At 59.3% G+C, this 21,028-nt stretch carries 20 protein-coding genes; 9 read left to right on the plus strand and 11 right to left on the minus strand.

Annotated elements, in window-relative coordinates; genetic code table 11:
• Positions 1-58 precede the first annotated feature (58 nt).
• The gene (locus BK659_RS26975) at positions 59-2,527 is read left to right on the plus strand and encodes a fimbria/pilus outer membrane usher protein (RefSeq protein WP_123428721.1); all 2,469 of its coding nucleotides are present in this window, start codon (positions 59-61) and stop codon (positions 2,525-2,527) included.
• A 10-nt stretch (positions 2,528-2,537) separates the two neighbouring features.
• Entirely contained in the window at positions 2,538-3,680 is a 1,143-nt protein-coding gene (locus tag BK659_RS26980) for a DUF1120 domain-containing protein (RefSeq protein ID WP_123428723.1), read from the plus strand.
• A gap of 95 nt (positions 3,681-3,775) precedes the next feature.
• Here the strand turns inward: BK659_RS26980 and BK659_RS26985 are convergent, their stop codons facing one another.
• On the minus strand, positions 3,776-5,092 hold the full coding sequence (locus tag BK659_RS26985) for a CynX/NimT family MFS transporter (protein WP_123428724.1): 1,317 nt from the start codon (positions 5,090-5,092) through the stop codon (positions 3,776-3,778).
• The gene (locus tag BK659_RS26990; RefSeq protein ID WP_123428726.1) at positions 5,082-5,741 is read right to left on the minus strand and encodes a FadR/GntR family transcriptional regulator; all 660 of its coding nucleotides are present in this window, start codon (positions 5,739-5,741) and stop codon (positions 5,082-5,084) included. The genes BK659_RS26985 and BK659_RS26990 overlap by 11 nt, the downstream gene beginning before the upstream one ends.
• 166 nt (positions 5,742-5,907) lie before the next feature.
• Between BK659_RS26990 and BK659_RS26995 the strand changes: the two genes are divergently transcribed.
• Both BK659_RS26995 and BK659_RS27000 read left to right on the plus strand, forming a co-directional pair.
• The gene (locus BK659_RS26995; protein ID WP_123428728.1) at positions 5,908-6,219 is read left to right on the plus strand and encodes a type II toxin-antitoxin system MqsR family toxin; all 312 of its coding nucleotides are present in this window, start codon (positions 5,908-5,910) and stop codon (positions 6,217-6,219) included.
• On the plus strand, positions 6,216-6,698 hold the full coding sequence (locus BK659_RS27000; protein ID WP_123428730.1) for a type II toxin-antitoxin system MqsA family antitoxin: 483 nt from the start codon (positions 6,216-6,218) through the stop codon (positions 6,696-6,698). Before BK659_RS26995 ends, BK659_RS27000 begins: the two co-directional genes overlap by 4 nt.
• A 64-nt stretch (positions 6,699-6,762) precedes the next feature.
• Here BK659_RS27000 and BK659_RS27005 read toward each other — a convergent pair whose 3' ends face one another.
• The 4 genes from BK659_RS27005 to BK659_RS27020 all read right to left on the minus strand — a co-directional run bounded on the left by BK659_RS27005 (position 6,763) and on the right by BK659_RS27020 (position 10,925).
• A complete protein-coding gene (locus BK659_RS27005) occupies positions 6,763-7,527 on the minus strand; it encodes an amino acid ABC transporter ATP-binding protein (RefSeq protein WP_010444394.1) in 765 nt (254 codons plus the stop codon).
• Between the two features lie 11 nt (positions 7,528-7,538).
• Positions 7,539-8,636 carry an amino acid ABC transporter permease gene (locus BK659_RS27010; RefSeq protein ID WP_123428732.1) on the minus strand — a complete coding sequence of 366 codons (1,098 nt, stop codon included), beginning with the start codon at positions 8,634-8,636 and terminating at the stop codon, positions 7,539-7,541.
• A gap of 10 nt (positions 8,637-8,646) precedes the next feature.
• Complete coding sequence (locus tag BK659_RS27015) at positions 8,647-9,828, minus strand: amino acid ABC transporter permease (RefSeq protein WP_123428734.1); 1,182 nt, start codon at positions 9,826-9,828, stop codon at positions 8,647-8,649.
• A 65-nt stretch (positions 9,829-9,893) separates the two neighbouring features.
• Positions 9,894-10,925, minus strand: coding sequence for an amino acid ABC transporter substrate-binding protein (locus BK659_RS27020; protein WP_123428736.1), 1,032 nt, complete (start codon positions 10,923-10,925; stop codon positions 9,894-9,896).
• 468 nt (positions 10,926-11,393) lie between these two features.
• Between BK659_RS27020 and BK659_RS27025 the strand changes: the two genes are divergently transcribed.
• The 5 genes from BK659_RS27025 (at position 11,394) to BK659_RS27045 (ending at position 16,710) form a co-directional block, all read left to right on the plus strand.
• On the plus strand, positions 11,394-12,050 hold the full coding sequence (locus tag BK659_RS27025) for an alpha/beta hydrolase (RefSeq protein WP_123428738.1): 657 nt from the start codon (positions 11,394-11,396) through the stop codon (positions 12,048-12,050).
• 96 nt (positions 12,051-12,146) lie between these two features.
• Positions 12,147-13,634, plus strand: coding sequence for an ATP-dependent RNA helicase RhlB (gene rhlB, locus BK659_RS27030; protein WP_123428740.1), 1,488 nt, complete (start codon positions 12,147-12,149; stop codon positions 13,632-13,634).
• 129 nt (positions 13,635-13,763) lie between these two features.
• Positions 13,764-14,717: an ornithine cyclodeaminase family protein gene (locus BK659_RS27035; RefSeq protein ID WP_123428742.1), complete on the plus strand. Its 954-nt coding sequence runs from the start codon at positions 13,764-13,766 to the stop codon at positions 14,715-14,717.
• Positions 14,718-14,865: 148 nt separating this feature from the next.
• A complete protein-coding gene (locus BK659_RS27040; protein ID WP_123428744.1) occupies positions 14,866-15,993 on the plus strand; it encodes an NAD(P)/FAD-dependent oxidoreductase in 1,128 nt (375 codons plus the stop codon).
• 90 nt (positions 15,994-16,083) lie between these two features.
• Positions 16,084-16,710 (plus strand): helix-turn-helix transcriptional regulator, encoded by a 627-nt coding sequence (locus BK659_RS27045; RefSeq protein WP_123428746.1) that lies wholly within the window; start codon positions 16,084-16,086, stop codon positions 16,708-16,710.
• 118 nt (positions 16,711-16,828) lie between these two features.
• Here the strand turns inward: BK659_RS27045 and BK659_RS27050 are convergent, their stop codons facing one another.
• From BK659_RS27050 to BK659_RS27070, 5 genes are all read right to left on the minus strand, one after another.
• The gene (locus BK659_RS27050; RefSeq protein WP_123428748.1) at positions 16,829-17,605 is read right to left on the minus strand and encodes an ABC transporter substrate-binding protein; all 777 of its coding nucleotides are present in this window, start codon (positions 17,603-17,605) and stop codon (positions 16,829-16,831) included.
• 318 nt (positions 17,606-17,923) lie between these two features.
• The gene (gene moaE / locus BK659_RS27055) at positions 17,924-18,373 is read right to left on the minus strand and encodes a molybdopterin synthase catalytic subunit MoaE (RefSeq protein WP_123428750.1); all 450 of its coding nucleotides are present in this window, start codon (positions 18,371-18,373) and stop codon (positions 17,924-17,926) included.
• A 1-nt stretch (position 18,374) separates the two neighbouring features.
• Positions 18,375-18,617: a MoaD/ThiS family protein gene (locus BK659_RS27060; protein WP_123428752.1), complete on the minus strand. Its 243-nt coding sequence runs from the start codon at positions 18,615-18,617 to the stop codon at positions 18,375-18,377.
• Positions 18,614-19,087, minus strand: a complete 474-nt coding sequence (gene moaC / locus BK659_RS27065) for a cyclic pyranopterin monophosphate synthase MoaC (RefSeq protein ID WP_123428754.1) — start codon at positions 19,085-19,087, stop codon at positions 18,614-18,616. The genes BK659_RS27060 and moaC overlap by 4 nt, the downstream gene beginning before the upstream one ends.
• Positions 19,088-19,325: 238 nt before the next feature.
• Positions 19,326-20,717: a PhoH family protein gene (locus BK659_RS27070; RefSeq protein WP_123428756.1), complete on the minus strand. Its 1,392-nt coding sequence runs from the start codon at positions 20,715-20,717 to the stop codon at positions 19,326-19,328.
• Positions 20,718-21,028: the final 311 nt, after the last annotated feature.

The following is a 21,028-nucleotide window of genomic DNA, read 5'->3' on the forward strand; positions in this document are numbered from 1 at the left end:
CGTGCCTGAAGCCACAGTGAAATCGGCCAGCACGCAGGCATAAACCAAGCGACCCCCCATGAACACAGTATTGATTTACCGTGATTGCGAAGCCGTGCCCGCTATCCGGGTCGTCGCTCGTCCTCACCTGTCGCGGCTCTGGGCCAAGGCAGCGTTATTGCTGAGCAGCCTGCTGATGTTGCTCGATGCCCATGGCGATGTTTTGTTGCCGGCATCGTTTGACAAAAACACCTTGCAACAACGCGGTATCGACCCAGCGCTGGCGACCTTGCTGCTGGCAACCTCACGCTTCCCCGCCGGAAGACAACCGGTCACCCTCACGGTCAACGGTCAACGCCATGGTCGGGTGGACGCAACCTTCAATCACGATGGCACGTTGTGCTTTGATCGCGTCCTGCTGGATGCGGCCAGCCTGAGCGTTCCCACCCGAACGCTGGACGACAAACCCTGCCACGATTTCCTCGGCATGTGGCCGCAAGCCTTGATTGAACAGGACCCGGCAAACCTGGGCCTGTCATTGGTCGTGCCCAGCGATGCGATACGGCCGGCGACTCGGGACTTTTCGGGTTATCAAACCGGCGGCATCGCCGGTTTGCTCAATTACGACGTTACGGGTCTGTACAGCCTTAACGGCGACCAGTCGAGTCGCTACACAGCCGCCAACACCGAGCTCGGTTTCAACGCCGGAGACTGGATCGTGCGCAGTCGTCAGGTACAGACCTGGCAGGACGACGTCTCCCGCACCAGCCATCTTGCAGCTTACGCCCAACGCACGTTTGCCAGTCAGCAAGCGGTGCTCCAGGTCGGTCAGATCAACCTTTATAACCCGGTGCTCGCCGGCGCGCGGATCACCGGTGTACAGGCCATGACCGAGCAAGCGCTGCGGGTCGAAGGCCAAAGCGCGGCCATCGAAGGGATTGCTCACAGCCAGGCGCAGGTCGAGGTTCGGCAGAACGGTTCGCTGATTCACTCTACGGTGGTGCCCGCCGGCCCCTTTTCGTTGAACGATGTACGTCGGCTCGACGGTCGTTCCGACGTTGAGGTGACGGTCAAGGAGGCGGATGGCAGCGAGCGACGCTTTACCGTGCCCGCCGCCATGCTGGGCATCCGCCTGCCAGCGCCCGGCTATTCGCTGGCCGCGGGCCAGGTGCGCAACAGCGCAGACACAACGAATGCCAATCCATGGTTGATCAGTGCCGGCTGGAGCGGCGCACTTCATCCGCAGCTACAGCTCAGCGCAGGCGTGACGGGCGCTGCCGACTACCGTGCAGCGGGCGCAAGCCTGGGCCTGTTGCCATCGGCCGAAACGCAGATCCAGTCCACCCTTCTGGGCGCGGATGCCAGTCGGGGCGAACCTGCCCAGGGACTTCAGGCCAGCCTGACCGTCTCACATCGCTTTAACGAACAGTGGTCGATCAATGCGGGAAGCTCATACCGGACCTTCGGCTATCGCGAACTTGAGGACGCGGTGTTCGACACAAAGTCAGACAGCAGCAAGTCCCGTTACCGAGATCAACAAAGCGCCGCGCTGGCGTGGTCACATCCTGGCCTGGGTGCATTCAGCAGCGGGATCAGTCGCTCAACTTCATTCGACAGACAAAGCAGCAGCCGCGCCCTGGCCTCGTGGGGCACCAACATTGCCGGCGTTTCGGTCTCGGCGACCACCGAATGGCAAGTCAGCGGCGCCAACCGCCGCGATGACAGCGTGTACCTGAATTTCAGCATCCCGCTGGGCGAAAGCCGCCGGGCTCGAACCTGGGTGCGCAACTCTGGCGGCGAGTACCGCAGTGGTGTGGGCTTGAGTGAGCGGGTCAACGATCAGCTGGGTTATCGGGTCGGGGTCGAACACGACACCCGTGACAAACAAGTGCAGTCCTCTGTCGGCGTATCGCTCCTGCCACGCTACAGCCAGTTGGACTTGAGTTACACCCGCTCCGATGCCGAACGCTCCAGCTATCAGGCCGGCGCCCGTGGCGCCGCCGTGCTGCACAGCGGCGGCCTGACGCTGTCGCCGTATCCGGTGCGGGACACCTTCGCGCTGCTGTCGGTGGGCGACATGGATGCCATCAAAGTCACGACCCCGAGCGGTCCGGTCTGGACCGACTGGCAAGGTCAGGCGGTGGTCCCGCAGGTCGCTGCCTATGGGCGCAGTGCGGTGGAAGTCGATACCCGCTCGCTGCCGCGCAATGTCGATATCAACAATGGATTGGCGGTGATTTCTGCCGGTCGCGGTGCCGTGGACAAAGTCGAGTTCGGGGTCACGATGACGCGTCGGGCATTGCTCAAGGTCACCACTGGCGATGGATCACCGCTGCCCCGTGGCGCGACGGTGAATACCGAGGATGGCGAGTTCGTCACGCTGGTTCAGGACGGTGGCCTGGTGTTTCTGCCCAATGTCCTCGACACCCGTGCGCTATGGGTAACTGTGCCGGGGCTGGACCGTTGCCAACTTGACTTCGAACTGCCGGCCAAGGCCGACACCCAGGCGTACTACGAGACTGCCGCTGCCCAGTGCCGGGCACTCTGAGGATGAATGCATGAACCTGTCCCGCTATTTAATTCCGACCCTCGCGCCCCTGGTGCTGAGCGGATTCACGCCTCTGGCCTGGGCGTTAGCCGACGACTGTCAGCTCAACCTGAGCCAGCCGGTGCTCGACTACGGGCTGATGAACCGGGCGGTACGCCCCGATACAACCCCCGAGCGCAATTTGGGCGAGCGTCGCTTGAGTCTGAATTTGAGCTGTTCACAACCCACCGACATGAGTGTGTTCTATCGAGCCATCGCCGCGACCGCCGAGCGCTATCACTTCGCCGAACGCGGCAGTTATGAAATGCGTATACGCGACGCCGTGCTTGATGGCCAGTCGGTCGAGCTGGGGTTAATTGCCAGTGCCGGCCAGGTACCCGGAGCAACGGCTTCGAGTCTGATCTGGCGACCGGAGCACGGCGTCGTGCCGGTACGCGCCGGCATCCCGCTTCAGGGGCGTAGTTTTTCGGCGCAACTTGAGCTGACTGCCTGGGTTCAGGAACAAGCGATGCAAGTGCGTGACGCGGTCACTTGGGAAACCACCGGCGTATTCGACGCAGTCGCTGCGGGCCGCTCTCGGGAAACCACCCTGCGCGCCAGCTTCGCGCCAGGTGCTTGCGAACCGATGCTGTCCAATCTGGGCAAGGTCGATTTCGGCCCTCTGTCCAAGAGCAACCTGAATAGCGACAGGAGCACCCGGTTGCCACCTAAAACCCTGACGCTAAGGGTCGGCTGCGATGCGCCTACACATTTTGCCCTGCTGATGCACGACAACCGCGCCGGCTCGGCCACGGTCAACAGCGAGATTTACTACGGCCTGGGTTTGGATAACAGCGCCAACAAAATCGGACTGTACTCGCTGAACTTCGACCCGGCCAACGCCACCGCCGACAGCTTCGCCCGCCTTTATCGAACCGACTCCACCACCGCTGGCGTGGCCTGGAGCAGCGCCAGCGCGAGCCCTATCCCGATCGGCCAAAAAAGCTACCTGGGTTTCACCGACAGCGCCGGCAGCACTTCGGGACCGGTCGCGATCCAGAACCTCACCACCACGGTGACCGTGGACGCGGTCATCGCCCCCACCTCAAGCCTGGACTTGAGCACGGCCATTGAGCTCGATGGCTTGGGGACGCTCGAGATTAATTACCTGTAAGTCTTGACGCTGAACCGCCCGCTCGCTGCATCGGCACGAGCGGACGGTTCGGCGACGCGGGAGGTACCTCATGCATAGCCCCACTCACGCTGGATCTAGACCCTTTCGCTTTCGACCTGTACGTACAGCGAACGACCGGCACCGAGACCGGCGATGATCGCGCCGAGGCCAATGACCCCGAAGATCCAGCCCAGCGCAGTCCAGCCGCCTGTCCAGTCATGCACCAGACCGACTGCGAACGGGCCCATGGAGGCCAACGTGTAACCGAACCCCTGGGCCATGCTCGACAGGTTGGCCGCCACGTGGGCATCGCGCGAACGCAGCACGATCAGGGTCAGCGCCAGGCTGAACGTACCGCCCTGCCCCAGTCCGAGCAGAATCGCCCAGCCCCACAGGCCTTCGATCGGTGCATAGAGGCAGCCGAACAGACCGCCGAGGGTCAGGAGCATGACGATGACGATCGCCAACCGCTGATCCTTGCCGCGCGTCGCCAGCCACGGTGCCGCCAGCGAGCTGGCTAACTGGATGATCACCGAACCGGACAGCACCAGCCCGGCCTGGGTCGGGGTCAGGCCACGGCCGATCAGGATCGACGGCAACCAGCCAAAGACGATGTAGGCCAGCGAGGATTGCAGGCCCATGTACAGGGTTACTTGCCAGGCCAGCGGATCACGCAGCAGACCGCGTACCCGATACGCCACGTTGTGCGCACCATGTTTCTGACCGACTTGCGGCAACCAGAAGATCGCTGCGACCAGCGCCGGAACCACCCAGAAGCCCAGACCGAGCGTCCAGCTTTCGTCGAAATGCTGACTCAAGGGCACTGTCGCGCCGGCCGCCATGGCCGCGCCCAGGCACAGGGCCATGGTGTAAACGCCGGTCATGGTGCCCGCGTGTTTGGCAAAGTCACGTTTGACGATGCCCGGCAGCAGCACGCCAATCACGCCAATGCTCGCCCCCGCGAGGATGCTGCCGGCAAACAGGCCGATCTCACCGAACGAACTGCGCAGAATAATCCCGCCGGCCAACGCCAGCAAAATCCCCAGCACCACTCGCTCGGCACCAAAACGCCGCGCCAGTAGCGGGGCCAGCGGGGCGAACAGCCCAAGGCAAAGCACCGGTAACGTGGTGAGCAAACCGGCCTGGGCCGCCGACAGCCCGAGACTTTTTGACACATCGCCGAGCAGTGGCGCCATGCTCGACAGCGCCGGACGCAGGTTCAGCGCCACCAGAATCAGCCCCAGCAACAATAACCACGGGCGACGTAAAACCGGATGGCTTTGTTGAACCTGTTCGTCATCGGCCTCGGCATCGATCAGCAACTCTTCGAGCTCTGCCGTGCGTTTGGGTAGTGTCGTGTTGCTGGGGCTCGCCTGCTGGCTGGACATGGGGGTCTCGGTTTCAAGGTTCATTGATCAACTGCCGGGAAATGGCTTTGGCCCGCTCCGGGTCGCGCTGCTCGACGGCATCGAGCAGTTCGATATGCAGGTCGAACACCTCTTGACGTCTGGGGCTGATGTTGAGGGTTTGGCGCAGTTGCGCGCCGATGATGCTGGAGAAATAGCGATACAACTCGCTGAGGGTCGGATTGTGCGCGGCATCGACCAAACGCCGGTGGAACACCAGGTCACAGGCGATGTAGCTGTCGAGGTCGCCGTGGTAGTGACGGCCACTCACGCCCAGCGCTTCACGCAGTGCGATGAGGTCTTCATCGGTACGGCGTAATGCCGCCAATCCGATGGCCTCGACTTCCAGAATGTGTCGGGTCTCACGGGCCTGCTCGTGGGAGCAGCGGGACAAGGCTTTCATCGTGTCGAGCGGATCGACCACCGCCCGCAGGTAACTGCCGTCACCCTGACGAATCTCGATCAAGCCGGAAAACGCCAACACCCGCATGGCTTCGCGCACGGTGTTGCGGCTAATGCCCAGTTCGGTCGCCAGTTCAGGCTCTGTGGGCAGTCGTTGGCCGACGGTCCAGATGCCGTTGTTAATACGCAGGCGCAACTGTTCAAGGGCCTGATCGACCAGAGAACGCTTAACCAGTGGGGATGTGTCTGTCATGGAATTCGCCCTTTCATCCAATCATAGGATGAATTTTCTGACATGTTAGTCAGCTTCGTCCGAGAGGACAACCACCTAGGGTTAGGAGGCAGGAAACAGAGCTGGATTTTCGATTGTTAAAATTACCCTTTGAGGGTAATTTATATTTCAAGGTGCAAGGTGTCTTATGGAAAAGAACACACCTCATTACGACCTGTCGGTGGTCAAGGCGGAGGTAGTAAGGCTAGGTTCCAAAGCGTTTACCGGTAGCGCACGGGAAGGAGGCCGAAGGCTCGATTTGAGTCTTGCCCAAATGCAGCAAATCGTCTGCGCCCTGGAGCAGAGGATGTTCTACAAATCCATGACAACTTACACGGACTATCAGGTCTGGCAGGACGTCTACCACGCAAGAATTCGTGATACGGAGATTTACCTCAAGGTGACCTACCGCCCAGGCGGTGGTCCGCCGGTAATCTCCTTCAAGGAGAGAGACACATGAAAACACAGCAATGCTTCAGCTGCGGTGCCCAGGACGGGATGCAGCATTTCGACGGGCGAAGCTTCACCATCGACTTCAGACAGTTGACGCGTCAGGTGCACGATATTTCCGGATGGGAGTGCCAGGCCTGTAGTGAAATCGAATTCGATGACGGCAGCGCAGAACGTTATTCCGAGGCTAGTGATCAATTGCTCGAGGACTCCCGGCAGCTCATGGCAGCCGAGATGAAACGCATTCGCCGCAAACTGCACCTTACGCAAAAGGAGGCAGTGAAATTACTGTCGGGCGGCGGGCACAATGCCTTTTCCCGCTACGAGCGTGGCGAACTCGCACCGCCTCAGCCGTTGTTCATGCTGATGCGTTTGCTTGATCGGCATCCTCATTTGATGGCCGAAGTGCATGCCCTGAGCGAGGGTGTCGATTTAAAGCAGTTGTTGATTACACGTTACCCGGAACAAGAAACAGTTCTGGCCTCCTGATCCTGAACATCAGGCAAAAATAAACCCGGAACAGGTCCGGGTTTATTTCACAGCCTGGCTTCGATCAATGCAGGATCTGGCTCAGGAACAGCTTGGTGCGCTCATTCTGCGGGTTGTCGAAGAAGTCGTTCGGCGCAGCCTGTTCGACGATTTCGCCCTTGTCCATGAAGATCACGCGGTTGGCCACGGTCCGGGCGAAGCCCATTTCGTGGGTGACGCAGAGCATGGTCATGCCGTCTTCGGCCAGGCCGATCATGGTGTCCAGAACCTCTTTCACCATCTCAGGGTCGAGTGCCGAGGTCGGTTCGTCGAACAGCATGATTTTGGGCTTCATGCACAGCGCACGGGCAATCGCCACACGCTGTTGCTGACCGCCGGACAGTTGCCCCGGAAACTTGTGCGCCTGCTCTGGAATGCGCACGCGCTCCAGGTAATGCATGGCAATTTCTTCCGCCTTGCGCTTGGGCATCTTGCGCACCCACATCGGTGCCAGCGTGCAGTTCTGCAGGATGGTCAGGTGCGGGAACAGGTTGAAGTGCTGGAACACCATGCCGACTTCGCGACGAATCGCCTCGATCTGTTTCAGGTCATTGGTCAGCTCCACGCCATCGACCACGATGCGGCCCTGCTGGTGCTCTTCCAGACGGTTGAGGCAGCGAATGGTGGTCGACTTGCCGGAACCCGACGGACCGCACAAAACGATACGCTCGCCCTGCTTGACGTTCAGGTTGATGTCTTTCAATACGTGGAACTGGCCGTACCACTTGTTCACGCCCTGCATCTGAATAATGCCTTCAGGGCTCACAGGCTGTTTGATCGCTTCACTCATAAACTACGCTCCTAACGCTTGTGGCCTGTGTCCAGCTTGCGTTCCAAATGCATGGAATAGCGGGACATACCAAAACAGAAAATCCAGAACACCAGGGCCGCAAACACATAGCCTTCGGTAGCCATGCCCAACCATTTCGGGTCGGCGGCGGCTTGCTTGACGCTGTTGAGCAAGTCGAACAGGCCGATGATGATCACCAGGCTCGTGTCTTTGAACAGCGCAATGAAGGTGTTGACGATGCCCGGAATCACCAGCTTCAGGGCTTGCGGCAGAATCACCAGGCCCATGCTGCGCCAGTAACCGAGGCCCATCGCTGCTGCGGCTTCGTACTGACCTTTGGGAATCGCTTGCAGACCACCGCGCACCACTTCGGCCACGTAAGCCGACTGGAACAGGATCACCCCGATCAAGGCCCGCAGCAGCTTGTCGAAGTTCATGCCTTCAGGCAGGAACAACGGCAGCATGACCGACGACATGAACAGCACCGTGATCAACGGCACGCCGCGCCAGAACTCGATGAAGGTCACGCAGACCACGCGAATCGCCGGCATGTTCGAGCGTCGGCCCAGCGCCAGCATGATCCCCAGCGGCAACGCGCCGACGATACCGACGGTGGCGATCACCAGGGTCAGCATCAGGCCGCCCCATTGACTGGTCGCAACGTTGGTCAGGCCAAGCATGTCGCCGTGCAGCAAGATGTAGGTAATGATCGGATAGAGCACCAGAAAGCTCAGGCCGTAAACCGCTTTGCGCTGAAAACGCGAGATGAACAGCGGTGCGATACCGATCACTGCCAGACACACGCTCAGGTCGACGCGCCAGCGCAGTTCAGGCGGGTAATACCCGTACATGAACTGGCCGAAACGCTGTTGAATGAACACCCAGCAAGCGCCTTCCTTGGTGCAGTCGGCGCGCGTGGTGCCCACCCAGTTGGCATCAAGAATCGCCCAGTGCAGGATCGGCGGCACCACCAGGTAAATCAGGTAGAACGCGAACAGCGTGAGCAGAGTGTTGATCCAACTGGAGAACATGTGCTCGCGCATCCACGCCACGACACCGATGCGGATGCCGGGTGGTGGCAGGTCGGGTTTGAAAATATGAGTCGTCATGCGCGTTTCCTCACCGCTCGATCAGCGCAATGCGCTTGTTGTACCAGTTCATCAGCAGGGAAATGCTGATACTGATCGCCAGGTACACGCTCATGGTGATGGCAATTACTTCGATGGCTTGCCCGGTCTGGTTCAGCACCGTGCCGGCAAACAACGAAACCATTTCCGGGTAACCGATACCGGCCGCCAGCGAGGAGTTCTTCGCCAGGTTCAGGTATTGGCTGGTCAGCGGCGGAATAATCACCCGCAGGGCTTGAGGGATGATGACCTTGCGCAGGGTCGGACCATTGCGCAGCCCCAGCGAACGCGCCGCTTCGGTCTGACCGTGGCTGACCGAGTTGATCCCGGAACGCACGATCTCGGCGATGAACGCCGCGGTGTACACCGTCAGGGCCAGGGTCAGGGCCAGCAGTTCCGGGATCAGCACCCAGCCACCGACGAAGTTGAAGCCTTGCAGCTTCGGCAATTCCCAATGCAATGGCGCACCGAAGATCAGTGCGCACAAGGCTGGAATCACCAGAAACAGCGCCAGGCCGGTCCAGAACTTGTGGAAGGGTACGCCGGTCGCTTCGAAGCGCTTGTTGGCCCAGCGGCACATCAGCGCGATGGCGACGACAGCCACCACGAGGCTGATCACAAACGCCCAGAACCCGCTGGCCATCTGCGCGGCCGGCATGTTCAGGCCACGGCTGCTGACAAAGAAGGTATCGGCGAAGTTATGGCTGTTGCGCGGCCCTGGCATGGTCAGGAACACCGCGAAATACCAGAACAGGATTTGCAGCAGCGGCGGAATGTTGCGGAAAGTCTCAACGTAAACTGTCGCCAGCTTATTGATGATCCAGTTCTTCGACAGCCGTGCCACGCCAACGATGAACCCCAGAATCGTCGCCAGGATCACGCCGATAAAGGTCACCAGCAAGGTGTTGAGCAAGCCGATGACAAACACCCGGGCATAGCTGTCCGATTCGGTGTAGTCGATCAGGTGTTGCGCGATGCCGAACCCGGCGCTGCGCTCAAGAAAGCTGAAACCGGAGGTAATGCCCCGGTGTTGCAGGTTGGTTTGAGTGTTGTTGAACAGGTACCAACCCATCGAGATCACCGCGACAATCGTGATGATCTGAAACAGCCACGCACGCACTCGCGGATCGCTGAGGCTGAGCCTCTGCTTTGGTGCGCCGATTGAATTTTGCATGAAGTGCCCCAGAAATAATGGAACAGAACATCACCCGGCGGTTGGCCCGCCGGGTGATAGAACCATCAGCGCACTGGTGGTGCGTATTGAATGCCGCCGTTGGTCCACAGGGCGTTCAGGCCACGGTCGATTTCCAGCGGAGTGCTCTTGCCGAGGTTTTTCTCGAAGACTTCGCCGTAGTTACCGACTTGCTTGACGATTTTTACCACCCAGTCTTTCGGCAGTTTCAGATCTTTGCCGTACTCGCCGTCAGTGCCCAGCAGACGGGCGACGTCCGGGTTCTTGGTCGATTTGGCTTCAGCCTCGACGTTTTTCGAAGTGACACCGGCCTCTTCAGCGTTGAGCATCGCGTAGCCAACCCAACGAACGATCGCCAGCCACTCATCGTCACCGTTACGCACGACCGGCCCCAGAGGTTCTTTGGAGATGGTTTCCGGCAGAACCACGTAATCTTTAGGCGAGGCCAGTTTGCTGCGCTGTGCATACAACTGGGACTTGTCGGAGGTCAGTACGTCGCAACGACCGGATTCCAGCGACTTGGCGCTTTCATCGGAGGTGTCGAAGGTAATCGGGGTGTACTTCAGGCCGTTGGCCCGGAAGTAGTCGGACACGTTCAGCTCGGTGGTGGTACCGGCTTGAATACAGATGGTCGCGCCATCCAGTTCCTTGGCACTCTTCACGCCCAGCTTGCTGTTGGCCAGGAAACCTACGCCGTCGTAATAGGTGATGAAGCCAGGAAACTTCAGGCCCATGCCCGCGTCACGGGAACTGGTCATGGTGGAGTTACGCGACAGCATGTCGATTTCGCCGGATTGAAGAGCAGTGAAGCGCTCCTTGGCGTTCAACTGGCTGAACTTGACCTTGGTCGCGTCGCCGAATACAGCAGCGGCCACAGCCCGGCAGTAGTCAGCATCGATACCGACGATCTTGCCAGTAGAGTCCGGAACCGAGAAACCCGGCAAGCCGTCGCTCACGCCGCACTGCACGAAGCCTTTCTTCTGCACAGCATCCAGGGTTGCACCCGCCTGAGCGAACCCACTGACACCGAGAACTGCGGCCGCAGTCACGACTGCCAGGGTGGATTTCAACATCTTCATTCAAACCTCCAGTTTTGCTCTTGTTGTGTCGGAGCTTGAGTCCTGCCGCACCCTTATGAGGCACTGTTGACCCGTGTTGGCTTTTTGTTGGGTCAAGCGGCGTAAGACCTTAGCTATGAGTCTAGTAGGAGAAAATCCACATCATGGAAAACTCACTTCTCACCAATCGGCCGAACGGGCTGTAGCCCTTTCACGTTCGCGAAGCCCGTAGCGGCCACTGGCGAACATCCATCACCGGATTCTTTGCTATCCCACAGCCAGCAGTACACTGATAGTGTTACCGCCAGACGCAGGATTACTTGCACCGGTTTTTCCATAGCAAAGCCCGTACCAGACCGGCTGCTAAAGCGATTCAGCGACCAGTCAAGAGAAAAACTTTCATTCTTGCGACATATTCTTAACTGAAAGACCAGCCGTGCACTTTGAGCTCGCACTCAAAGAAAGCGAACGCACAACATTGGAGCAAACATGACCCAGCCCCTTATTCTTCAGCCCGGCAAGCCTGTTGACGCCTGCGTGATCTGGCTGCACGGCCTGGGCGCCGACCGCTACGACTTCTTGCCGGTGGCCGAAGCCCTGCAGGAAAACCTGTTGACCACCCGCTTCGTCCTGCCCCAGGCACCGACCCGCGCAGTGACCATCAATGGTGGTTACGAGATGCCGAGCTGGTACGACATCAAGGCCATGAGCCCCGCACGCAGCATCAATCACGAAGAACTGGAGGTGTCGGCCCAAACCGTCATAACGCTGATCGAAGAGCAGCGCGCCAGCGGAATAGACGCCTCGCGGATTTTCCTTGCGGGTTTTTCCCAGGGCGGCGCAGTGGTGCTGCACAGCGCTTTCCTGAAATGGCAGGGACCGCTGGGTGGCGTACTGGCCCTCTCCACTTATGCGCCAACGTTCAGCGATGAACTGGAACTTTCAGCCAGCCAACAGCGGATTCCAGTGCTGTGCCTGCATGGTCAATACGACGATGTTGTACAGAACGCCATGGGACGCAGCGCATACGAGCATTTGAAGACCCGTGGTGTCACCGTGACATGGCAGGAATACCCAATGGGTCACGAAGTGTTACCTGAAGAAATTCGCGATATCAGCGTCTGGCTCGCGGACCGCTTGCGCTAATACAGAAACTTCCTGTAGCTGTATGACCAACACACTACGCCGCGCCCGTTTCTTGCATTACACTGGCCGGCGTACATTCCTTAACCAATTGATGAGATGACCGTGCTCAAAGCACTCAAGAAAATGTTCGGTAAAAGCGAGGCTGAGCAGCTCGCGCCCAGCTCCAGCGCACCTTCCCACACACCCGGCAACCGCACCGACGGTCATCAGTCTGGCCGGACCGCAGCTGTCGCGGCACCGAAACATACGCCCGCGCACACTCCGGCCACCGAGTCTGTTGCCGAACCTGTTACACAGCAACCGCACAGCGAGACGCCAAAACCTGCGCAACCGCGCCGCGAACGCGCGCCGAAACCTCCTGTCGTCGCCTGGAAACTCGAAGATTTCGCCGTCGAACCTCAGGAAGGCAAAACCCGTTTTCATGATTTCAAGCTGGCCCCGGAGCTGATGCACGCCATCCAGGACCTGGGTTTCCCGTACTGCACGCCGATCCAGGCGCAGGTATTGGGTTTCACCCTGGCCGGCAAAGACGCCATCGGTCGCGCCCAGACCGGCACCGGCAAAACCGCCGCATTCCTGATCTCGATCATCACTCAGCTGCTGCAAACCCCACCGCCGAAAGAGCGCTACATGGGCGAGCCACGGGCGCTGATCATTGCACCGACCCGCGAACTGGTGGTGCAGATCGCCAAGGACGCAGCAGACCTGACCAAGTACACCGGCCTCAACGTCATGACCTTTGTTGGCGGCATGGACTTCGACAAGCAACTCAAACACCTCGAAGCTCGCCATTGCGACATCCTCGTGGCTACCCCGGGCCGTCTGCTGGACTTCAACCAGCGCGGCGACGTGCACCTGGACATGGTCGAAGTGATGGTGCTCGACGAAGCTGACCGGATGCTCGACATGGGTTTCATCCCACAAGTACGTCAGATCATTCGCCAGACCCCACCGAAAAACGAACGTCAGACCCTGCTGTTCTCCGCGACCTTCACTGAAGACGTGATGAACCTGGCCAAGCAATGGACCACCGACCCGTCGATCGTAGAGATCGAAGTCGCGAACGTGGCCAGCGAAAACGTCGAACAGCACATCTACGCCGTTGCCGGTGCCGATAAATACAAGCTGCTCTACAACCTGGTGACCGACAACGGTTGGGAACGGGTGATGGTCTTCGCCAACCGCAAGGACGAAGTGCGGCGCATCGAAGAACGCCTGGTGCGTGATGGCGTCAACGCGGCCCAACTGTCGGGTGACGTTCCGCAGCACAAGCGCATCAAGACCCTGGAAGGTTTCCGCGAAGGCAAGATCCGCGTCCTCGTGGCCACCGATGTCGCCGGTCGCGGGATTCACATCGACGGCATCAGCCACGTGATCAACTTCACTCTGCCGGAAGTGCCGGACGACTACGTCCACCGCATTGGTCGTACCGGTCGTGCTGGCGCCGATGGCGTGTCCATCAGCTTCGCCGGTGAAGACGACTCCTACCAGCTACCGTCCATCGAGGCGTTGCTGGGTCGCAAGATCAGTTGCGAAACCCCGCCGACCCATCTGCTGCGCCCGGTAGAGCGCAAACGCCCATAAGGTCGTGTCGTAACAAAAGAAGCGCAGCCGGCAACGGACTGCGCTTTTTTTACGCCTGGATATTGCCAAACAGAACAATAAGTCCACAATGGACAAATTAGTTTACTTGCGAATCCACGGAGCATCTGCATGCCCAACACACCTTATGTGATCGCCAAACCCCAGGCCCGCGAACTGCTTGATCAAGTCGACGTGCCGAAGATCCTGCGCAAGCTGTTCCGCGATCTGGCTGCTGGCCAGGCCGTGCAGCCAGCGCAGCAACTGGTGGAGTTTCCACAAGGCGCTGGCGACTTCATCAACTACCTCGGGGTGTTGGCCGAAGATGGTGTGTACGGGGTGAAAACCTCGCCCTACATCGTGCGCAAGGAAGGTCCGCTGGTGACCGCCTGGACGCTGCTGATGTCGATGCAAACCGGCCAGCCGCTGCTGCTCTGCGATGCCAGTGAACTGACCACCGCCCGCACCGCCGCGACCACTGCCGTCGCCATTGATGCCCTTGCCCTGCCGAACGCCACGCGCCTGGCAATCATCGGTAGCGGCCCGGTCGCCCAGGCTCATCTGCATTACGCGAAGAATGTACGGGACTGGCAAAGCATCAGCCTTTATTCGCCGAATCTGGCGAGCCGGGATCCGCAAATGCTCGCGCAACTCTCGGCCATCGACTCGCGCCTGAAGGTGCGAGACAGCCGCGAAGCAGCGATCCAGGACGCCGATGTGATCATGCTGTGCACCTCGTCTGCAGGACCTGTGATCGACCCGCGGACCTTGAGCAAACCGACGCTGATCACCTCCATCAGCACCAACGCAGTGCGTGCCCACGAGGTGCCGCCTGCAACGCTGAGTGAAATGCAGGTCTATTGCGACTATCGCCTGACCACGCCAGGTTCTGCCGGCGAAATGCTGATCGCCAGTGAACAACATGGCTGGGAGAAAAGTGCGATCGTTGGCGACCTGGCCGAACTGCTCAGCGAACAGGCGCCACGTCCGGCTTATGATCGCCATGTGTTCTTCCGTTCCATCGGTCTGGGCCTGGAAGACATTGCCCTGGCCAATGCCCTTTATCAGTTGCAACACCAGAATTGAAACGAAATGCTTTCCCTGTGGGAGCGAGCTTGCTCGCGATGCAGACGCCGCAATCCGTCAGACGAACAGCGGTGATGCAATCGCGAGCAAGCTCGCTCCCACAAGGGTTCTCTCAATCTTCGGCATTTGCGCCCATCAGGAGACGTTCATGACCCAGGCAGACTTCATCATCATCGGCGGTGGCATTGCCGGTGCTTCCACCGGTTTTTGGCTGTCGCAACACGGTCGGGTGATCGTGCTCGAACGCGAATCCCACCCGGCCTACCATTCCACCGGGCGTTCGGCCGCGTTGTACACCGCCGCTTACGGTACGCCGCAAGTGCGCGCACTGACCCAGGCCAGCCGGGACTTCTTCGATGCACCGCCGGCCGGATTCTGCGAACACCCACTGCTGACCCCGCGCGGCGAGATGACGGTCGACTTCACCGGTGATCCGGACGAGCTGAACAACCAATACCTGAGCGCCAAGGCGACCGTGCCGCAGATGCAACGGCTCAGCGCCGACGAAGCCTGTGCACGAATTCCAATTCTGCGCCGCGAGAAAGTTCATGGCGCGATCTATGACCCCACCGCCACGGACATCGACACTGACGCCCTGCATCAAGGCTACCTGCGCGGGATCCGCCGCAACCAGGGCGAAGTGCACACCGACAGCGAAGTCCTGAGCCTGACGCGCGATGCCGGCAATCTCTGGCAAGTGAAAACCGCCCAGCAGACCTTCAGCGCACCGATCATCATCAATGCCGCTGGCGCCTGGGCCGACCAACTCGGTGAGATGGCCGGCGCCAAACCTCTGGGGCTGGTCCCCAAGCGTCGCGCAGCCTTCATCTTCGCAGGTCCCGAAGGGGCGGACATCCACGACTGGCCAATGCTGGTCAGCCTCGACGAATCGTTCTACATGAAACCCGATGCCGGAATGTTCCTCGGTTCGCCGGCCAATGCCGACCCCGTCGAGCCGCATGACGTGCAGCCAGAAGAACTGGACATTGCCATGGGTATCTACCAGATCGAAGAAGCCACCACCCTGACCATCCGCCGACCGACCCGGACCTGGGCCGGCTTACGCAGTTTTGTCAGCGACGGCGATCTGATCAGCGGATTCGACCCGCAGGTGCCGGGGCTGTTCTGGGTGGCCGCGCAGGGTGGTTACGGCATTCAAACCTCGCCCGCCATGGGTCAGGCCAGTGCCGCGCTGGTTCGCGGTGACGCCTTGCCGGAACAACTCAGCCGCTTTGGCCTCAGCGCCGCAATGCTCTCCCCTTCCCGCCTCGGCTGAACCTGCCGCCAAGGTGACGTCTGACCTCGATTACGGCAAACTCCCAGCGCCCCTTTCTCTATGGGGCGCTGATTGCCTGGAGCAACACCGATGACCCCACCTCTTCAAGATCCTGCACTGGATAACTTCCGGGCGATCGCCGACGCCATTGCCACGCTGTTTTTCCCCCACGCCGAGGTGGTGCTGCACGACCTGCGCACGCAGAAAATCGACTACATCGCCAACAACATTTCCAAGCGGGAAGTGGGCGCCGACGCCGCGCTGGAGGACATGCTCAGCGAAGAGATCAGCGAGAGGAATATCGGCCCTTACGAAAAGCTTAATTGGGATGGGCAAAAGATCCGCAGTCTCAGTAGCGTACTGCGCGACAGCGAAGGCCATCCGATTGCCGTGCTGTGCATCAACCTGAATATTTCGCTGTTTGAAAACGCCAAGGCGGCGCTGGATCTGTTTCTCTCACCGAGCAAGTTGATCCCGCAACCTGACGCGCTGTTTCGCGACGACTGGCAGGAGCGCATCAACACCTTTCTGCATAACTGGCTGCGAGAGCGGCAACTGGGTCTGAATGTGCTGACCCGCGAGCACAAACGCGAGCTGGTGCTGGCGTTGCACGCCGAAGGTGCCTTCAAGGGTAAAAGCGCCTCCAACTATGTGGCCAATGTGCTGAACATGGGACGGGCGACGGTGTACAAGCATTTGAAAGAATTGAAAGGCTGAAACCTGACCTGAGAGGTGTGTTGGCTGGTAGGGCCTCATCGCGAGCAAGCTCGCTCCCACAATGGACCTGTGTTCGCAGGACTAATGTGGGAGCGAGCTTGCTCGCGATGGCTATCAATCAATCGCCGTAGATATCCGACTTGAAGTACTTGGCTTCAATCTTCTGGTATTCGCCATTGGCGCGAATACCGTCAATAGCATTGTTCAGTTGGGCGACCAATTCAGTGTTGCCCTTGCGCACCGCAATCCCTGCACCTTCGCCCACGTATTTCGGATCCTTGAGCTCCGGCCCGACAAAGGCGTAGCCCTTGCCGCGAGGCATCGACAGGAAGTCACTCAGCGGAATGGTATCGGCGAAAATGGCATCCAGACGCCCGGCGGCCAGGTCCATGTAGATCTCTTCATTGTTGCCGTAACGCGCCACCTTGATGCCCTTGGGCTCGAAGACTTCCGTGGCGTAACGGTCCGTGGTGGTTGCCCGTTGCACACCAATGGTCTTGCCCTTGAGACTTGCGTACTGGTCATCAACTACCGCACCGTCCTTCATCACCAGCCGCGATGAAGTGAAGTAGTACTTATGGGTGAAGTCCACCGACTTTTTACGATCTTCGTTGATGGTCATAGACGACAGCGCAGCATCGATTTTCTTCACCTTGAGGGAGGGAATCAGACCATCGAACTCGCCCTCGACCCACTCGCACTTGACCTTCATCTGCGCGCACAGCGCGTTACCGATGTCATAGTCGAAACCGGTGATTTTTCCATCCGCGGTCTTGGAGGCAAACGGCGGATACGCCGCTTCGATACCGATGCGCAGGGTTTTCTCGGCGGCAAACAGACTGCTGCACGCCAACAGGCTCAGGGCCAGGCCACCGATCAGGGGGAGCTTCTTCATGTTCGTTTTCTCGCGGGTTGTTGTTGGTTTGGCAAGACAGAAGAAAGTGGAACGGGAAACATCTTTTTTGTACTTATAATTCCATACTGGACTTTTATGTATTTCCCGTCAATCAGGCGCGCGCAGTTCTTTCAGCCTCTGGTCGGGAGGTGAATCTGGAGGATATTCTGTGTTGTTGATGGCCCTATCGCGAGCAAGCTCGCTCCCACAGTGAATCTTCGTCGGACACAAAATTTGTGTCTGATGGAGATCAACTGTGGGAGCGAGCTTGCTCGCGATAGCGGACTGACAGCCAACAAAGAAACAGCAGGCTACTGACTACTTCCAGCGATCCGCCGCCGCGTGATCACTGTCACGCCCTTCCACCCAACGCGGGCCGTCACTGGTGTTTTCCTTCTTCCAGAACGGCGCACGGGTTTTCAGGTAGTCCATGACAAAGGCACAGGCATCGAATGCCGCCTGGCGGTGGGCACTCGCGGCACCGACGAAGACGATGGGCTCGCCCGGCTCCAGAGCACCGATGCGGTGCAGCACTTCCAGCTTGAGCAGCGGCCAGCGCTGTTCGGCCTCAATGGCGATTTTGCCGAGGGCTTTTTCAGTCATGCCCGGGTAGTGCTCAAGAAACATCCCGGCCACATCGAGCCCGTCATTGAAGTCGCGAACATAACCGACAAAACTCACCACTGCGCCAACACCGACATTCGCCGCATGCATCGCATTGACTTCAGCACCCGGATCGAACGCCGTGGACTGCACGCGAATCGCCATCTCAACCTCCAGTAACGGTGGGGAAAAACGCCACTTCATCACCATCGACGAGTGGCTCGTCGAGCTGGCACAAGTCTTCATTACGCGCGCACATCAGGTTCTGCTCGCTCAGCACCTCGGCGCCCTCGCGTTGCGCCAACAACAAACGCACATCGTCGACCGTGGCGAAATCGCCTTCAACACTCAAGGAATCAACGCCCAGCGCCTCGCGGTAGCGGGCAAAGAATTTCACCGTCAGCTTCATTGGTCGGCCACCTGATAATGCCCGCTCTTGCCGCCGAGTTTCTCCAGCAGGCGTACGGTTTCGATGACCATGCCACGGTCCACGGCCTTGCACATGTCGTAGATCGTCAATGCGGCGACACTGGCAGCGGTCAGTGCTTCCATTTCCACCCCGGTTTGCCCGGACAGCTTGCAGCGGGCGACGATGCGCACCGCATCGTGGCCTTCGGCACTGAGCTCGACCTTGACGCTGGTGAGCATCAGCGGATGGCACAGCGGGATCAAATCGGAAGTTTTCTTCGCCGCCTGAATGCCGGCAATGCGCGCCACAGCGAATACATCACCTTTGGGGTGACCACCGCTGACGATCATCTGCAGGGTTTCAGGGAGCATACGCACAAGCGCTTCGGCCGTGGCCTCACGGAACGTCACGGCTTTTTCGGTGACGTCGACCATATTGGCGCGACCTTGGGAATCGAGATGAGTCAGCACAGCCTTACTCCTGATCAGGAGCAGCGATTGTAAACCCGTGGGTCAATTTTTCGCACGTTTGATTACAAGACCACCACAAACCAATGTGGGAGCGAGCTTGCTCGCGATAGCCGTCTGACATTCAGCAATGATGTTGACCGACACGCCGCCATCGCGAGCAAGCTCGCTCCCACAGGGGTTATGTTTCAGGCATAAAAAACCGGGTGCCCTGGAAGGCACCCGGCTCTGGTGGGACAGGTTACAAATGAGATTCGGCGTATTCGGCCAGAATCGAACGCGGCACCCCTTGCAGGGTGATGTGCACACCGTTGGGGAAATCCTTGAAGCGTTCAGTCAGGTAGGTCAGCCCGGAGCTGGTCGCGGACAGGTAAGGGGTGTCGATCTGCGCCAGGTTGCCCAGGCACACCACTTTGGAACCGGCGCCGGCACGGGTGATGATGGTTTTCATCTGGTGCGGGGTGAGGTTCTGGCATTCGTCGATCAGGATCAGGCTCTGCTGGAAGCTGCGGCCCCGGATGTAGTTGAGGGATTTGAACTGCAACGGCACTTTGCTGAGGATGTAGTCGACGCTGCCATGGGTGCTTTCGTCATCCATGTGCAAGGCTTCGAGGTTGTCGGTAATGGCGCCCAGCCAAGGCTCCATTTTTTCTGCTTCGGTGCCCGGCAGGAAACCGATTTCCTGGTCCAGCCCCTGCACGCTACGGGTCGCGATAATGCGCCGGTAGCGCTTGCTGACCATGGTCTGCTCGATCGCCGCCGCCAGTGCCAGAATGGTTTTACCCGAGCCCGCAGCACCCGACAGGTTGACCAGGTGGATGTCCGGGTCGAGCAAGGCGTACAGCGCCAGGCTCTGATAGATGTCGCGTGGTTTCAGGCCCCAGGCTTCCTGGTGCAACAGGGGTTCCTGATGCAGGTCGAGAATCAGCAGCTTGTCGACCTGGATTTCCTTGATCCAGCCGACAAAGCCCTGCTCGTCGATGATGAATTCGTTGATATGCACGGCCGGCAGGTTGTCGATCAGTTGCACCTGGTGCCAGGTGCGGCCATGGTCCTGACGGGTTTCGACCTTGCTGACACGGTCCCAGAACGAGCCGGTCATGTTGTGATAACCATTGGGCAGCAACGACACGTCATCAACCAACTGGTCGGTGCTGTAGTCCTCGGCCGCAATCCCGCAAGCCCGGGCCTTGAGGCGCATGTTGATGTCTTTGGTCACCAGCACCACACGCAGATCCTTGTCACGCGCGTGCAGGTCGATCAACTGGTTGATGATGATGTTGTCGTTCAGGTGCTCGGGCAGAATGATGTTCGGCTCGGTGCGCTTGCTCATCAGAATCGACAGCAAACCCTTGGGCCCGCTTTTTCCGCGCTGGATCGGTACACCCAGTTCAACGTCTTCGGGAGAGGCGTCGCCCAGGGTCTTGTCGATCAGGCGAATGGCCTGACGGCATTCGGCCGCAACACTGTGAGGACCGCTCTTGAGCTTGTCCAGCTCTTCAAGGACGGTCATCGGGATGGCAACGTGGTGTTCTTCGAAGTTCAGGAGCGCGTTTGGATCGTGGATCAATACGTTGGTATCGAGTACATAAAGGATTGGCTGGTTGGAGGGGCTACGTCCGTGATCATCCATACTCGGTCACCTGTGTGGGAGCCAGTCGACGCAATACCATGACAGTGCTGCGCCTCGAAGTGGCCACCGAATTCACCTGCCGTACCCAAATGAACTGCACGACTCAAGTGAACTGCACACAAGGGGGTCTTGGAAGACGCCACCTGTGTTGCAGGTTTCGGCGGTCTGTCTTCGTAATACTCCAAAACCTGTGACAGAAAAAAGCACTTTGACGTTTTTTTGAAGTTTATTTTTCAGAGTGACGAAAAGCCCTTGGCGCGCCGACCCGGCACCGTTAAAGTCGGAAGTCCGCCTGCATCGAAATCCCTCTC

The sequence above is a fragment of the Pseudomonas brassicacearum genome (genome assembly GCF_003732225.1).
Taxonomy (GTDB): domain Bacteria; phylum Pseudomonadota; class Gammaproteobacteria; order Pseudomonadales; family Pseudomonadaceae; genus Aquipseudomonas; species Aquipseudomonas brassicacearum_E.